This window comes from Nocardia sp. NPDC127579 (assembly GCF_042672005.1).
Taxonomy (GTDB): Bacteria; Actinomycetota; Actinomycetes; order Mycobacteriales; family Mycobacteriaceae; genus Nocardia.
In genome coordinates, this window is record NZ_JBHXVZ010000001.1 from 1572139 (window position 1) to 1586619 (window position 14481).

At 67.7% G+C, this 14481-nt stretch carries 13 protein-coding genes; 4 read left to right on the plus strand and 9 right to left on the minus strand.

Annotation, left to right across the window (positions count from 1 at the left end; genetic code table 11):
• Window positions 1-4: 4 nt before the first annotated feature.
• The 4 genes from ACFVMC_RS06790 to ACFVMC_RS06805 all read right to left on the minus strand — a co-directional run bounded on the left by ACFVMC_RS06790 (window position 5) and on the right by ACFVMC_RS06805 (window position 3256).
• A complete protein-coding gene (locus tag ACFVMC_RS06790; RefSeq protein WP_379207514.1) occupies window positions 5-1057 on the minus strand; it encodes an alpha/beta hydrolase in 1053 nt (350 codons plus the stop codon).
• Between the two features lie 101 nt (window positions 1058-1158).
• Window positions 1159-1920, minus strand: a complete 762-nt coding sequence (locus ACFVMC_RS06795) for an AIM24 family protein (protein ID WP_379207516.1) — start codon at window positions 1918-1920, stop codon at window positions 1159-1161.
• A 3-nt stretch (window positions 1921-1923) separates the two neighbouring features.
• Window positions 1924-2622, minus strand: a complete 699-nt coding sequence (locus ACFVMC_RS06800) for an AIM24 family protein (protein ID WP_379207517.1) — start codon at window positions 2620-2622, stop codon at window positions 1924-1926.
• Window positions 2623-2632: 10 nt separating this feature from the next.
• The gene (locus tag ACFVMC_RS06805; protein ID WP_379207519.1) at window positions 2633-3256 is read right to left on the minus strand and encodes an AIM24 family protein; all 624 of its coding nucleotides are present in this window, start codon (window positions 3254-3256) and stop codon (window positions 2633-2635) included.
• A 181-nt stretch (window positions 3257-3437) separates the two neighbouring features.
• Between ACFVMC_RS06805 and ACFVMC_RS06810 the strand changes: the two genes are divergently transcribed.
• Both ACFVMC_RS06810 and ACFVMC_RS06815 read left to right on the plus strand, forming a co-directional pair.
• On the plus strand, window positions 3438-4730 hold the full coding sequence (locus tag ACFVMC_RS06810) for a TerD family protein (RefSeq protein WP_379207521.1): 1293 nt from the start codon (window positions 3438-3440) through the stop codon (window positions 4728-4730).
• A gap of 26 nt (window positions 4731-4756) precedes the next feature.
• The gene (locus ACFVMC_RS06815) at window positions 4757-6322 is read left to right on the plus strand and encodes a TerD family protein (protein WP_379207523.1); all 1566 of its coding nucleotides are present in this window, start codon (window positions 4757-4759) and stop codon (window positions 6320-6322) included.
• Window positions 6323-6335: 13 nt separating this feature from the next.
• Here ACFVMC_RS06815 and ACFVMC_RS06820 read toward each other — a convergent pair whose 3' ends face one another.
• The 3 genes from ACFVMC_RS06820 to ACFVMC_RS06830 form a co-directional block, all read right to left on the minus strand.
• A complete protein-coding gene (locus ACFVMC_RS06820; protein ID WP_379207870.1) occupies window positions 6336-7997 on the minus strand; it encodes a glycosyltransferase family 87 protein in 1662 nt (553 codons plus the stop codon).
• Window positions 7998-8202: 205 nt separating this feature from the next.
• Window positions 8203-10695, minus strand: a complete 2493-nt coding sequence (locus tag ACFVMC_RS06825; protein ID WP_379207525.1) for a transglycosylase domain-containing protein — start codon at window positions 10693-10695, stop codon at window positions 8203-8205.
• A 392-nt stretch (window positions 10696-11087) separates the two neighbouring features.
• The gene (locus ACFVMC_RS06830; RefSeq protein WP_379207527.1) at window positions 11088-11519 is read right to left on the minus strand and encodes a DUF5318 domain-containing protein; all 432 of its coding nucleotides are present in this window, start codon (window positions 11517-11519) and stop codon (window positions 11088-11090) included.
• A gap of 121 nt (window positions 11520-11640) precedes the next feature.
• Here ACFVMC_RS06830 and ACFVMC_RS06835 point away from each other — a divergent pair, with 121 nt between their 5' ends.
• Both ACFVMC_RS06835 and ACFVMC_RS06840 read left to right on the plus strand, forming a co-directional pair.
• A complete protein-coding gene (locus ACFVMC_RS06835) occupies window positions 11641-12198 on the plus strand; it encodes a PadR family transcriptional regulator (RefSeq protein WP_379207528.1) in 558 nt (185 codons plus the stop codon).
• Window positions 12191-13303 carry an inositol-3-phosphate synthase gene (locus tag ACFVMC_RS06840; protein ID WP_379207530.1) on the plus strand — a complete coding sequence of 371 codons (1113 nt, stop codon included), beginning with the start codon at window positions 12191-12193 and terminating at the stop codon, window positions 13301-13303. The genes ACFVMC_RS06835 and ACFVMC_RS06840 overlap by 8 nt, the downstream gene beginning before the upstream one ends.
• Before the next feature lie 61 nt (window positions 13304-13364).
• Here ACFVMC_RS06840 and ACFVMC_RS06845 read toward each other — a convergent pair whose 3' ends face one another.
• Both ACFVMC_RS06845 and ACFVMC_RS06850 read right to left on the minus strand, forming a co-directional pair.
• Window positions 13365-13790 (minus strand): GyrI-like domain-containing protein, encoded by a 426-nt coding sequence (locus ACFVMC_RS06845; RefSeq protein ID WP_379207532.1) that lies wholly within the window; start codon window positions 13788-13790, stop codon window positions 13365-13367.
• Window positions 13791-13794: 4 nt separating this feature from the next.
• The gene (locus ACFVMC_RS06850; RefSeq protein WP_379207533.1) at window positions 13795-14253 is read right to left on the minus strand and encodes a GyrI-like domain-containing protein; all 459 of its coding nucleotides are present in this window, start codon (window positions 14251-14253) and stop codon (window positions 13795-13797) included.
• Window positions 14254-14481: the final 228 nt, after the last annotated feature.

Below are 14481 nucleotides of genomic sequence, written 5' to 3' on the forward strand. Positions count from 1 at the left end.
GCCGTCACGGGGCGCTGAACAGGCCTTGTTCCAGGGTCGGCCAGGACGCTTTGAGATCGTCCTGCCAGTACCCCCAGGAGTGTGTACCGCTGTCGCGGTACACGAACGTCGCGGGAATGCCGAGCCGATCGAGCCGGTCGTTCATGTTCCGGTTGGACCAGTTCACGCCCGCCTCGATAATCCCGCCCAGCGCAACGGTTTTCGGGGTGTCTTCCGGCGGCTCCATGCGGAACTCGCCTCCCGGCTTGTCGTACTCGCCGGGGATTCCGTTACCGGTGGAGAAGAAAAGGTTTGTGCCACGCAGCTTTTCGGCGTTCACCAGCGGATCGTTGGCGGCCCATAGCGGGTTGTCCGGCTCACCCCACATGTTGCGGGTGTCGCCGCCGCCCCAGGTCTCCACGGTCAGTTTCACCATCCGCTGTCCGAGCGGGTCACTGACCTGAGCGATGCCGCTGTAGGTGGCGACGCTGCGGAACAGGCCCGGCTTGTGGATGGCGAAGTTGAGCACCGAGGTGCCGGTCATCGACAGCGCCGCAACGGCATTCACGCCGTTGGTGCCGAGCGCGGCGTCGATCAGGGTGGGCATCTCCTCGGTGACGAAGGTCTGCCACTTGTTCACCCCGAGCACCGGGTCGGCGGCGATCCAATCGGTGTAGAAGCTCCACGCGCCGCCGACGACCTGCACCACATTGATGTTCTTGGTGCCCAGGAATTCCAGCGCGTCGGTATTGCGCTTCCACGAGGCGTCGTCCATGCCGCCGCCCGCACCGTTGAACAGGTACAGGGTGGGCCGCGGCACCGAGGTGTCGGCGGGGCGCAGCACGTCCACCGAGACGGGCTTGTTCATCGCCGTCGACCAGATCTGCATGCGCACATTGCGCGCGTCCTTGGTCGCGATCTTGTCGACATAGGAGCCGTCGGTCGACTTGATCACGGGCTTGACCACCCCGGGGTTGGAGAGCACCGGATCCGCGGTCACGGGGGCCGCTCCGATACCCAGCGTGGCCGCGCCCGCGAGCGCCGCCAGCGCGATCCGTCTGCCCCGGTGCTGCGACATCCAGCCCCTCGATTCCGCGTTGCGCCGATGGAATTCGCTCCGATGATCGGAACGGCTCCCACCATAGCGGTGCTTCGGCCGGCGCACCGGCCCGCGAAGGCTCAATACTGCTGCTGCCCCTGGAGTTGCTGCATGATGGTGGCCTGCAACCGCTGGAGTCCGCCGACGCCGATACCGCTCTGCAACTGTCCCTCGATGGTGCGCACGATCATCGCGTCGTTCATCACCTTCTCGCTGGACTGGATCAGCACCGTGCCCGCACCGGTGAAGTCGAACTGTCGTTCCTCACCGGAGTTCACGCCGAACCGGGCCGCGCCCGCGGCCAGGAAGCTGGAGACCCAGCGCTGGTCGTAATGGTGGCTGGGGGACGGGCAGTCGGCCCAGCCGACCAGCGACTCCGGGTCGACCCGCAGCGGCGGTTCGGCGAACATGACCGGCCCGTTGGACGAGGCGAGGAACTTGCCCGTGCCGATCAGCGTCAGGAAGCCGGGCACGATCGACTGGTTCAGCGACAGACCCGGCTCGAAGGCGAGCAGGTTGGCGGCGCGGATGGTGAGGTTGCCGTCCTCGAGGTCGTAGGAATTGATGTTGTAGCCGCGGTCGCCGATGATCAGCTTGCCCTGGCCCTCGGCGACGACGTAATCGCCGGTGAACAGCGGTGCGGAGAATTGCTGCGACACCATGTGCATGAGCCCGCCCTGCAGGCCGTGCGTCAGCATCTGGAAATTGATCTGACCGTAGTAGGCGATCATCGCGCCCTTGCGCATGAACCACGGCTGCATCAGATCGATGCAGTACGCGTAGTCGTTGCCCGGGATATTGTCGCTCGCACCGAGATTCGTGGGATTGAACACTTGCGCCATGGCTTACAACTTCTCTTCGGAGGCCTGCACGTACACCACACCCTGTCCGACGCAATGCAATTGCATCGCCTCGCCCGCGCCGCGGCCCACCGCGTCGCGCCAGCTCATCGCCGTCTTCAGCTCGGTTTGCACATTGCCGTAGGCCGCGATGAACGCCTGCGGGTCGACCACGATCGGATTCGGCCCGCCCACTTGCAGTTCCAGGAAGCCGCCGTGTGCGAGCAATACCGCCGCGCCCTGGCCGGACAGCTGGGTGGTGAACATGCCCTGACCGGTCAGCGCGCCGGTCGCGGCGCCGCGCAGCGCGCCCATCAGCCCGCCGCCACCGCCGCCGCCACCACCCGAACTCATCACCGAGACAATCGAACTCTGCAGCGCGGCGGTATTGGCCAGCAGCCGCGAAGCCTCGACCCGCAGCACCGCGCCCGGCTGCATCTGCACCACCTGCACCTCGAGCCCGGCGAAGCCGTAGTGCACCTCGCCATTGCCCTGCGCCAGCATGGTGCGCTCGTGCTCACCGGCCATCATCCGGCCGGCCATGCGCATCATTCCGCCGCCGCCCATCTGGTTCGCGCCCGGAATCTGGTGCGGCGCGAAGGAGACATCGCCGGTGTAGAACAGCATCGCGCCGTTGCGGGCGACCACGCCGCCCGCCATCCCGACATCGACCTTGACGACTTTGCTGTTGACCTTTTCGAACACTGTGAATCCCTTACCGTTCCGCCGGCTGGATCAGCACCACGCCCTGGCCGTCCCAGCGCAGCGAGAACGCCTCGCCCGCGTCCTGGCCGACGAACGAGCGCCACGACACATCGGTGATGAACGACTGCTGCAGATTGCCCTGCGCCGCGACGAACGCGTCCGGGTCGACGATCAGCGGATAATTCGGCGACACCTCGAGATGGATCAGCGGACCGCCCGCCGACAGCAGCGCGACCTGCCCCTGGCCCTGCACCGTCGTCGTGAACAGGCCCTGCCCGCTGGACGCGCCGCGCACACCCGCGAACCGCACATCGGTGCGCAGATTTCCGGCGAACGCCAGCAGTTGCTGCGATTCCACCTGAAGCATCTCGTTGTTCAGATTCACCACGGTGACGTCCTGGCCGTTCACCGCGAAGAACACCCGCCCGTGCCCCTGGCACTCCATCAGCGACAGCTTCTCGCCGGTGGCGCGGCGCTTGAGCCCCGCCAGCACACCGTCGCCGCCGCCGAAACCCGCGGACTTGAACTGCACATTGCCTTCGTAGGCGATCATGGAGCCGGAGATCGCGCGAATGCTGGTGCCGCTGAGTTGGGCCTCGACGACCTTTTTCGATTGCTCTAACAATTGCGCCATGGGGGGAGTTGCCTGCTGTCTCGATCCGGGAACACATTCGAAGTGCTTCGGCCGCCACCCTAACGGCCACGGTCGAAGATCGTCCATCCACGCCCGCACCGTTAACCACCTAGCTCCGGCGCGGACCACCACGTTTCTCGTAGAGTGGCTAGCGAATGCACCGACAAGCGAAGGGTCAACCTTGTCCGCAACACTCGCCAAGGGCCAGAACGGTCCGCTGGCCACCAACGATGTGGTGATCTCCGTCCAGCTCCCGGCGCCCGCGGATCTGTCCGCGCTGCTGGTGACCGAACGCGGCAAGGTCCGCACGGACGCGGACTTCGTCTTCTTCAACCAGCCCAGCGGTCCCGGCGTCAACCTGCAGCCCGCGCCCACCGGACAGCCCGCATCGCTTGCCGTATCCCTGAATTCGGTGCCGCCGGAGATCGATCAGATTCGGGCCGTGATCACCCTCGACGACGCCTCGAGCAATTTCGGGCAGTTCGCGCCGCCGACCGCGATCGTCTCCGATTCCAGCGGTAACCGGCTCTTCGAATACCAGATCACCGGATTGCAGAGCGAGTCGATCGTGATCGCGCTGGAGCTGTACCGGCGTCAGGGCGCCTGGAAGGTGCGCGCGGTCGGCCAGGGCTACGCGGGGGGATTCGCGGCGCTGGTCACCGATCACGGTGTGTCCGTCGAGGATTCGCCTGCGCCTGCCGCCGCGCAGGCCGCCGCGCCGCCGCAGCAGCCGAGCTACCCGCCGCAGCAGCCGCCCCCGCCGCCGCAGCAGCCCAACTACCCGCCGCCGCAGCAGCAGTACGCGCCGCCGCCCGGACAGGGCTACCCGCCGCCGGCGCAGCCGATGGCGCCGCAGCAGCAGCCCACCGGCGAGGTCAGCCTGAGCAAGGACCGGCCGGTCAGCCTGGTCAAGGGCCAGAAGGTCACCCTGCGCAAGGAGGGCGGCGCGGCGCTCACCTTCGTGAAGATGGGTCTGGGCTGGGATCCGGTCCGCAGCCGCGGGATGTTCGGCAACCGCACCGTCGACATCGACCTGGACGCCTCGGTGATCATGTTCGCCGACGCCAACCCCGCCGATTACGCCTACTACGGCCAGCTTTCGTCCAAGGACGGCTCGGTGCGCCACCAGGGCGACAACCTCACCGGCGAGGGCGAGGGCGACGACGAGATGATCCTGGTCGACCTCACCCGGATCCCGGCGCATGTCACCACGCTCGTTTTCATCGTGACCTCCTACAAGGGCCACACCTTCGAACAGGTGCAGAACGCGTTCTGCCGCCTGATCGACGGCACCAACAGCGCCGAACTCGCCCGCTACACGCTGACCGGCGGCATGCCGTTCACCGCCATGGCGATGGCCAAGGTGTACCGGGCCGGCGGCGACTGGAAGATGCAGGCGCTCGGCGAGGGCTTCCAGGCCAAACATCCGGGCGAGGCGATTCCGCAGCTCGGCCGATTCCTGTCGGTGCACTAGCGGCGCGAAACAGCAGGGCAGATCACGTGATTCAGCTCAAGGCCGGTCAGAACACGCCGCTTTCCGCCGACGCGATCCGGTTCAGCGCGAAAGCCACAGCCGCACTGGATGTTTCCGCGCTGGTAGTGGCAGAGAACCTGCGCGTGTTCGACACCGACGACTTCGTCTTCTACAACCAGATGGCCACCGCCGGCGTGGCGCTGGCCGACGACGAGGTGACGGTCACGCTGTCACAGGTGCGGGCCGACGCACAGGCGGTGCTGCTGGTGGTCAGCGCCGACCCCGCACCGCTCGGCGGGCTCGGTCCGGTGACCGTCACCCTGTCCGAGAACCGCACGCCGACAGCGGAATTCGCGATCACCCCGCTGGCGGGGGAGACGGCGCTGATCTGCTTCGAGGTGTATCGCCGCGGCGAGGCGTGGAAGGTGCGCGCGGTCGGGCAGGGCTACGCGGGCGGGCTCGCGGTCCTGCTCAACGCGCACGGCGTCGAGGTGGACCACCCCGGCCCGGACGCGCACGTGCACTCCGCGCAGGCCGAGACGCCGCACGGCCACGACCACGGCGCCATCCCCGGCCCGGCCGCCGGTGCGCCACTGGAACTGTCACACGGGGTGGAACGACTGTGGATGATCTTCGAGGACGCCGCCCGCTCCGCCGCGGCGCTGCTGTCCGCGCGCGCCTACGCCGGTGACCGGCTCGATGAGGAACTGTCCGCGGCGGTCTCCGACCCGGCCACTCGCAACAGCCCGGCGGGGGAGGCGGCCCGCCAGGCCGCCCAGCAGCGCTACGACGACCTGATCGCTACCGCCGAAGCCAACCATGGGCGCGACAGCGACCACCTGATCCAGGAACTCGTCACCGCCGACGATCAGCTGCCGCCCGCCCTGGCCTCCTGGAATTCCGCGGCCTGGGATCGCCCGGCCGCCAAGGCCGACGGCATCCGGCTCGGCGAACTGTACGCGAACGAGCGTGGGCCGCTGCGGATTCCGTATTGCGTGCCGGTACCGCTCACCCGGCCGCTGTGGATCGACACCGAATACACCGCCGCCGTCGTGCCGGTGGTCGGCGCGCTGCTGGCCCGCCTGCGCGCCGCCGACCCGACCCGCCGCACCCGGCTCGACGTCATCGACCTGTCCGGCGCCTTCACCGGGCTGATCGCGCCGCTGCTGCCCCTGTTGAACGGGCCGGTGGTCACCGACCACAGCGAGATCTCGGCGCGGATCAAAGCGCTGGCCGACCAGGCCGAACTCGCTGAGATGGCGTACAGCAGCGGCAATTTCACCCCGCCCACCGAGCATCGGGTGCTGCTGGCCGCCGACTTCCCGCACGGCTACCAGCCGGTCGACGCCCAGCGGATCGGCGCGCTCATGCTGCGCGGCGACCTGATCGGGCTGTCCATCATGATCGTCGGCACCGACGAGTCCGAATCCGAGGACGAGACGATCGCCGTGCTGTCCCAAGCGTGCCGGCACCTGCCGACACTGACCGACACACCGATGTTCGATCCGTGGACCGGCAGCGCCTGGCATCTGGAACTCGATCTGCTGCCGCCGGATCCACACCGGCAGGCCCGGTTACTTCGCGTCGACTAGTTCCCGGCCCGGGTCAGCGGGCTGGATGGTGGTGGCGCAGCGAATCCCAGGGGCGCAACCACTCCGGCAGCCACGGCAGTAGCGGGTCGGTGGCGCGGTCTACCACGCCACCGACCGGATCGTCCACGAAATCCCGGCGGACCAGATCCTGCGCGGGCCGGTAGATCTGCCACACGATCAGCGCGCACAGGCCGACAACCGCGAGATCGCGCAGCGCGACAGTGCCCGTGAACCACTGCTCCGGCAGCCCCTTACGGTCCAGGCCCAGGTAGTAGAACATGCGCGGCGCCCAGACCAGGGCGTCGATCGTCATCCAGGCCAGCAGGATCCGACGATGCGGCAGCGCCAGTACCGCCAGCGGCACCAGCCACAGCGAATACTGCGGGCTCCACACCTTGTTGGTCAGCAGGAACGCGGCGACCACCAGGAAGCACAGCTGTGCCAGCCGGGGGCGGCGCGGCGCGGTCAACGCGATATAGGCGATGAGCAGGCAGGCCAGCAGGAACAGCAGCAGCGACACCGTGTTCAGGATGGTCGGGGCCTCGCCGTGCGCGAGTTCACCGTCGAAGCCGCTCCAGCCGGTGAACGAGGTGATCACGTTGTACAGCGAATCCGGGTCGGCGTGCCGGGTGGTGTTGAGGCGGAAGAACTCCCGCCAACCCTGCGGAAACAGCAGGGCGATCGGCAGATTCACCAGCACCCAGGTGCTTGCCGCCGCGCCCACCGCCACACCCGCCGCGCCGAGCGGACGCTGACTCGTGACCCGGATCCGGTCGGGCGTCTCCCGCAGCCAGGTCAGTGCCCTCGCGCCACTGTCGATATCGCGCAGCCGTAATCCGGTGTGGGCGCTCGGCGTGCGGCGCATGGGGTCCACGCGCAGGCACAGCACCACGATCGGGCCGAGCAGCAGCAGCGGATACAGTTTCGCCGCACCGCCCAGACCGAGCAGGATGCCCGCCAGCACCGGCTTGCGGCGCGCCCAGGCCAGCAGGCCGGTGGCCGCGAAAGCCGTGGCGAGCGCGTCGAAATTGGTGAACGCGTGCACGATCACCAGCGGCGAGCAGGCCAGCAGCGCGATATCCCAGACCCGGCGCCCCGCCAGGGTCGCCGAGGCCCACACCGTCACCAACCAGGCCAGCGCCAAACCGAACGCGATCACATTGAAGTACAGGACGACTTGCAGCGCGCCCGGCAGCGGGGAGGCGTCCCAGGTCTTGGCGATCTGCATGCCCAGGTACTGGTACAGCCCCGACAGCACCGGGTATTCCATATAGCGGGTCTCGACCCCGCCGTCCGGCGTCTCCTCGGTCCAGGATTTCTTGTACGGGAACGCGCCCTCGTCCAGCCGTTCGGCCCCGTACAGCGGCACCGTGTCCGAATAACACATCGCCGTGTACTGCCGCCCGTCCCCCCAGTCCAGCATTGCCCGCCCATCCGGCGCGCTCGTCTGCTGAATACACGGCGCCTTGGCCCCCCACCCCAACGCCAGAAACACCACGGTGAACAGAAACAGCACCCGCAACGGCGTCCAGAACCGCGCCCGCCCGATCAGCGCATGATCCCCCACCGGCCCCCCGACCGTCGTGGACAACTGCGCCACCAGCGAATCATTCCGGCTGGGCCGATCCCGCCCATCCACCGACCGCGGATCCGCCGCGGGACCCCCGGCCCACACCCATCGCGGCCCAGCACCATTGTGCCCCCGCCCACCCGTGGACACCTGTCCGTCCACCACCTGCTGCTCGGTCACAGAGTTCGAGGCTACCGTTCCCCCGCCCCACCCGACCCATTGACCAGAACCAGCCAGCTCAGCGGCACCGCAGAACGGCCGAGGGCCGAATCGGACGGGTATCCGATTCGGCCCTCGGCCTGTTGCTGTCCTACCTACTTCGAGTTGTGGGCCGGGTATTGCCGTTTCCGTTGTCGTTGTCATCGGGGCGGTTCGATGACGTCGGCTGGGAGCCGTCGGTCGGCGCGATCGGCTGGCCGGGCAGCGGGCCCTGGTCCGGGGTCTGTGGGGACTGGGGTTCCTGCTGCTGTTGTTGCTGCTGCGGCTGTTCCTGGACGCCCAGGCCCGGGATGGTGAACGGCAGGCCCGGGATCTGAATCTGGGTCGGGACGACCACCGGCGGGACGAACTGCGTCGTCGACGGGGCGGTGTAGGGGGCAGACCATTCGGGGACACCGGCCTGGCCCTTGATCGCGGCGGGCTTCGGGAAGGTCTCGTTGGGGGTGCCCTGGAGGGCGCCGTCCATCGTGGCCTTCCAGATGTCCGACGGCAGGCCGGAGCCGTAGATCATGCCGCCCTGGTAATTCCGCAGCCGGGTGTTGTCGACCGTGCCGACCCATACGGCCGTGGACAGCGACGGCGTGTAGCCGACCATCCAGGCGTCCTTGTTCTCGCCGGTGTCGCCGAGCTGGGCGGTACCGGTCTTGGCCGCGGACTCCCGGTTGTTCGACAGGTTGTGGTTGCGCGAGTAGGCCGCGATCGGCTTCATCGCCGCGGTGACATTGTCGGCGACGGCCGCGGAGACGCGCTGCTCACCGGCGACCTCGCCGCGGTCGAGCAGGACATCACCGTCGGCGGTGACGACCTTGGTGACGAAGTGCGGCGCGTGATAGACGCCGGAGGCCGCGAACGTCGCGTAGACCGAGGCCATATCGAGCGGGCGTGCCTCGTACTGGCCGAGCACGATGCCGTTGTTCGGGCCGGAACCATCGGACTCGGACAGGGTCTTGGCGATGCCAGGCAGGCTGTCCGGGATGCCGAGCTTGTGGCCCATGTCGGCGATCTTCTTGGGCCCGTTGCCCATATCGATCTGCATCCGGTAGAAGCTGGTGTTCAGCGAGCGCTTCAACGCCTCGGCGATGGTGCAGTTACCGCACTGCTCACCCTCGACATTGGTGATCTTGATGCCGTTGACCGTGAGCGGCCCGCTGTCGTACAGCTGCGAAAGCGGGATGCCCTGTTCGAGATTCGCGGCCAGGCCGACCGCCTTGAACGACGAACCGGTCTGCAGCGGCGCATTGGCGTAGTCGTAACCCTGGCCATCGGTGCCGCCGTAGTAGGCCTTCACCGCGCCCGTGCGCGGATCGATCGACACCACCGCGGTCCGCAACTGCTCGGGCTCGCCCTCCATCTTCTTCGTCGCCGCATCGACCGCGGCCGCCTGCATCTTCGGGTCGATGGTGGTGGTGATCTTCAAGCCGGACTGGTTGAGCTGCTGCTCGCTGATACCCGCGGCCGCAAGCTCTTTGAGCACCTGGGTCTTCACGAGACCTTCCGGCCCCGAATCCTGGGACTTGTCCCGGACCGTCGCCAGCGGCACCACAGCCGGGTACTGCATGCCCTGGCGGTCGGTGGCGTTGAGGTTGTTCATGTCGCGCATGCCGTCGAGGACATAGTTCCAGCGGGACTTGGCGCCCTCGGGGTTCTTCTCCGGGTCCAGGGACGACGGGAGCTGGATGGTGGCGGCGAGGACGGCGCCCTCGGCGACGCTGAGTTCCTGGACCGGCTTGCCGAAGTAAGCCTTGGCGGCGGCATCGATGCCGTAGGCACCGCGACCGAAGTAGATGGTGTTCAGGTAGGCGGTAAGGATCTCGTCCTTGCTCCACTGCCGCGCCATCTTCGCCGAGATGACCAGCTCGCGCAGTTTACGGGTGTAGGAGCGCTCGTCACCGACCATCGCGTTCTTCACATACTGCTGCGTAATGGTCGAACCACCACCGGCGCTCTCCTTGCCGAGGAGATTGTCGCGGGCGGCGCGGGCGAAACCGGAGATGGAGAAGCCGGGGTTGGTGTAGAAATCCCGGTCCTCGGCGGCGATCACGGCATTGCGCACGTGCGGTGGAATCTGGTCGATGGTGACGTCGGTGCGGTTGCCCTCCGGCGGCACCACCTTGCTGAGCACGGTCTCGCCGTCGTTGCCGTAGATGAAGGCGACCTGATTGTTCTTCAGATCACCGGGTTTGGGCACCGACACCGAGGAGTAGGCGATCAGGAACGCGGTGCTCGGCACCACGATGGCCAGCGCCATCAGCACATACAGGGTGCGGCGCACGGCTTTCCACGGGAAGCGCCGGCCCTGCCCCTGCCCCGGACGACGCCGCCCCGGGCCCTCGCCGCCACCGTCACCGCCGCGACCACCGCGCCGCGGCGGCGGACCGGACGGCGGACCGCCCGCGGTCGCCCGGCGTTCACCGGTGGACGGGCCGTTCGTGCGGCCGTTGCGCAGCGTGCGTTCGGCGCCCGGACGTTCGGTGCGCGCGGTGCGTTCGGCTCCGGCCCGGTCCACGGCCGGGCGTCCGCCGGTCGCCGGACGCGAAGCGCCCGGCGCGCGGTTGCCCTCGGGCCGCCGATTGCGTTCGGCCACGGCCTCGCTCAGCGAACCGGCCCGGTTCGGGTTCGGAAGTTTCTGTGTCGCCTGCGGATTGGGCCCACTCCGCGGTGCCCGATCGTGGGGCGGACGGCCCTGGGGCGGTCGCCCTTGCGGCGCGCGATTCTGGGGCGGCGGCCCCTGTTGCGGCGGCTGCGGACCCCGCGGGCCGCCCTGCTGCGGCCGTGCGCCCTGCGGGGGCAGCGGCCGGAAACCGGGAGGAGGCTGACGACGCTCCGGTGAGTTGGGACCCGGTTGTGAACCTCGCTGTGGACGGCCGCCGTGCGGTTCATCGCCGTAGGGGGAAGTCACTGACAAGATCTCCATAACTCGTATCGGACTGCGTGGCTGGTTGTGGTCCTCGCCGGACAGCTGCGCATTCGGTTAGTTCATTCGGCGGCGGTACGACGGTTCGCGCGGCGCCTGGTCGGTGCCGGCGCCGTGCCGAGCACATAGGACTGCACCAGATGATTCCAGCTGCACGTCCGGCATACCTCGACGACATGAACCGAGAATTCCGCACGCGTCTCGGCGAGACGCACCAGCTCCTCGGGGGTACGAGCGGACCCGGCCATCGGCCCGAGCTCGTCGCCGTAGACCCAGGATACGAGTGTCAGCTGTTCTTTCCGGCAGATAGGGCACGTGACCTCGCTCCCCCGGCCGTGGAATTTGGCCGCACGCAGGAGGTAGGGATTCGCATCACATACCTCGGCGACACCGACCCGGCCCGCATACACGTCAGCCAGCAGGGACCGGCGCCGGAGCGCGTAGTCGACCACCTGCCGCTGAATAAGCACGGACCCCAGAGTACTGGTGAACATCGAGTGCCGCCCTGGCCAGAGTGCGCCGTTGCCTCCCCGTGCGCTCAGGTATATCGGCGCGATATAGTTGGCAATCGCATCTGTTGGTTAGGTCTGTACACAAGTCAGGGGGTGAAGCCCGATGCTCGAGCTGGCGATTCTCGGGCTGCTCCTCGAAGCGCCCATGCACGGCTACGAGTTGCGCAAGCGGCTCACGGGTCTGCTCGGACCGTTTCGGGCCTTCTCCTACGGGTCGCTCTATCCGACGCTGCGGCGCATGCAGGCCGACGGACTGATCGACGAGGAGAACGTCGCGGGCGTGCCGATGCGCCGCGCGCGACGGGTCTATCAACTGACATCGCAGGGGCGAGAACGCTTCACCGAACTGCTCGCCGACACCGGCCCGCAGAACTACACCGATGACGGCTTCGGCGTGCACCTCGCCTTCTTCAACCGCACTCCCGCCGAGGCGCGCATGCGCATCCTCGAGGGGCGGCGCAGGCAGGTCGAGGAACGCCGGGAGAGCCTGCGGGAGGCGATCAAGAAGGCCAGCGGGTCGCTGGATCGCTACACCCGCCAGCTCCACCAGCTCGGTCTGGAATCAAGCGAGCGCGAAGTGCGCTGGCTCAACGAGTTGATTGCGGCGGAGCAATCGACGAACGCGGCACCACAGAAAGAGGGAAACATCGGCCATGACTGAAACCAAGAAGGCTGGTAACGCCACGGAAGTACGCGTGGCCATCGTTGGCGTCGGCAACTGCGCCTCCTCCCTGGTCCAGGGTGTGCAGTACTACCGGGACGCGGACGAGTCCGCCACCGTTCCGGGCCTGATGCACGTCAAGTTCGGCGCGTACCACGTGCGTGATGTGAACTTCGTCGCCGCGTTCGACGTCGACGCCAAGAAGGTCGGTTTCGACCTGGCCGACGCCATCGTCGCCAGCGAGAACAACACCATCAAGATCGCCGATGTGCCGCCGACCGGCATCACCGTGCAGCGTGGCCCGACCCTGGACGGTATCGGCAAGTACTACTCCGAGACCATCGAGGTCTCCGAGGCCGAGCCGGTCGACGTGGTCAAGGTCCTGAAGGACGCGCAGGTCGACGTGCTCGTCTCCTACCTGCCGGTGGGCTCGGAAGAGGCCGACAAGTTCTACGCGCAGTGCGCCATCGACGCGGGGGTCGCCTTCGTCAACGCGCTGCCGGTGTTCATCGCCTCGGATCCGGTGTGGGCCAAGAAGTTCGCCGACGCGGGTGTCCCGATCGTCGGTGACGACATCAAGTCGCAGGTCGGCGCGACCATCACCCACCGCGTGATGGCCAAGCTGTTCGAGGACCGCGGTGTCACGCTGGATCGCACGTACCAGCTGAACGTCGGCGGCAACATGGACTTCAAGAACATGCTCGAGCGTGATCGGCTGGAGTCGAAGAAGGTCTCCAAGACCCAGGCCGTCACCTCCAACCTGGAGGGCCCGCTGGCGGGCAAGGTGCACGACCGCAACGTGCACATCGGCCCGTCGGACTACGTCGAGTGGCTCGACGACCGCAAGTGGGCCTATGTGCGCCTCGAGGGTCGCGCCTTCGGCGATGTGCCGCTGAACCTGGAATACAAGCTCGAGGTGTGGGATTCGCCGAACTCGGCGGGCATCATCATCGACGCGGTCCGCGCGGCGAAGATCGCCAAGGACCGCGGCATCGGCGGCCCGGTCATCCCGGCCTCGGCCTACCTGATGAAGTCCCCGCCGCAGCAGCTCGCCGACGATGTCGCGCGGGCGCAGCTCGAGGCGTTCATCATCGACGCCGAGTAATACCGGCGCACAACGTGAACCGGCCCCGGCATTCGCCGGGGCCGGTTTCGTTCGGGCGTGCTCAGTCGAGCGAGACGTAGACCTCGACCGAGGTCGGGCCGGTGTAGCGCTCCACCTCGGCTCGGTGCGAGCGCGTGATCGTGCCCGCCGCTTCGGCTTTGGCCACCTGCGCCCACGCGGTGCGCAGCAGATCGTACGGCTTGTCCGAGACCACGAATCTGGCGTAGCGGCCGGCGGGTATCCGGGTCAGCACGTCGCCCGCGTCCACGTCGTCGAGTCCGCCGACCTCGTAGCCGAGCACGGCGACCGCGTGATCGTTCTGGCCGATGTAGGCGGCCACTCGCGGTACCGCCTTCTCCCGGGCCAGGTAGCGATCCCAGGTGAAGTTCACCAGGTCCAGATCGCGGGCGGTGACCTCGCGTCCGGCCAGCGGAATGGTCAAGCCCGCGACCAGGCTGTCGTCCAGGGTGACAATCTCGAAATCCACGGTTCTACCCCTCGGCCTCGTCGTCGGCCAGCGCCACGAATATCTGGGCCGTGCGCGCGTCCGGATAATGCTCGGAATCCCCGGTGTAGGAGCGCACGAACCTGCCCGCCGCCTCCGCGTCCCACACCGCCCGCCAGATGCTGACGATCGTGTCGCCGAGATTGTCGCCGCTGGCGGTGAACTGGGCGAAGCGCCCGGCGGGCACCCGGGCGAGCACATCGCCGGGTTGTAGATCGTCCAGGCTCTTGCAGCGGTAGCCGACGATATGGGTGAGATACGAGTTGATCTCCGGCGCGTGGTCCACGTACGCGGTGGTCGGCGGGCCTGGCAGCGTCCGCGCCATGGTGCGCTTCCACGCTTCTTCCACCTTGAGGCGGCGCGGCCCTTCGACCGCGAGCGCAGGGCTGCGCAGTACTGTTCCCGCCACCAAGAGCTCGGGACGGTCAACGACTTCGAAATCCACCGGCGTTGCCCCTATGTCTAGTCTGTTTCGCTTGGCGGCGCACCGGGAGCCCATGCTCCCGGGCCTTCCTGGCTCATCGTTCACGCCGCTGTTCGTCGCTCGAGCGCTATCCTTCCGCATCGCGTCGCCGGCGTCAGTGCCGACCCGGATCCGGATTCGGAGTTTTCACCCAGGATTCGCTCTCACTCTGGCAAACGATGCTGCCACGTCCAGTGTTCCTGTGGGGCG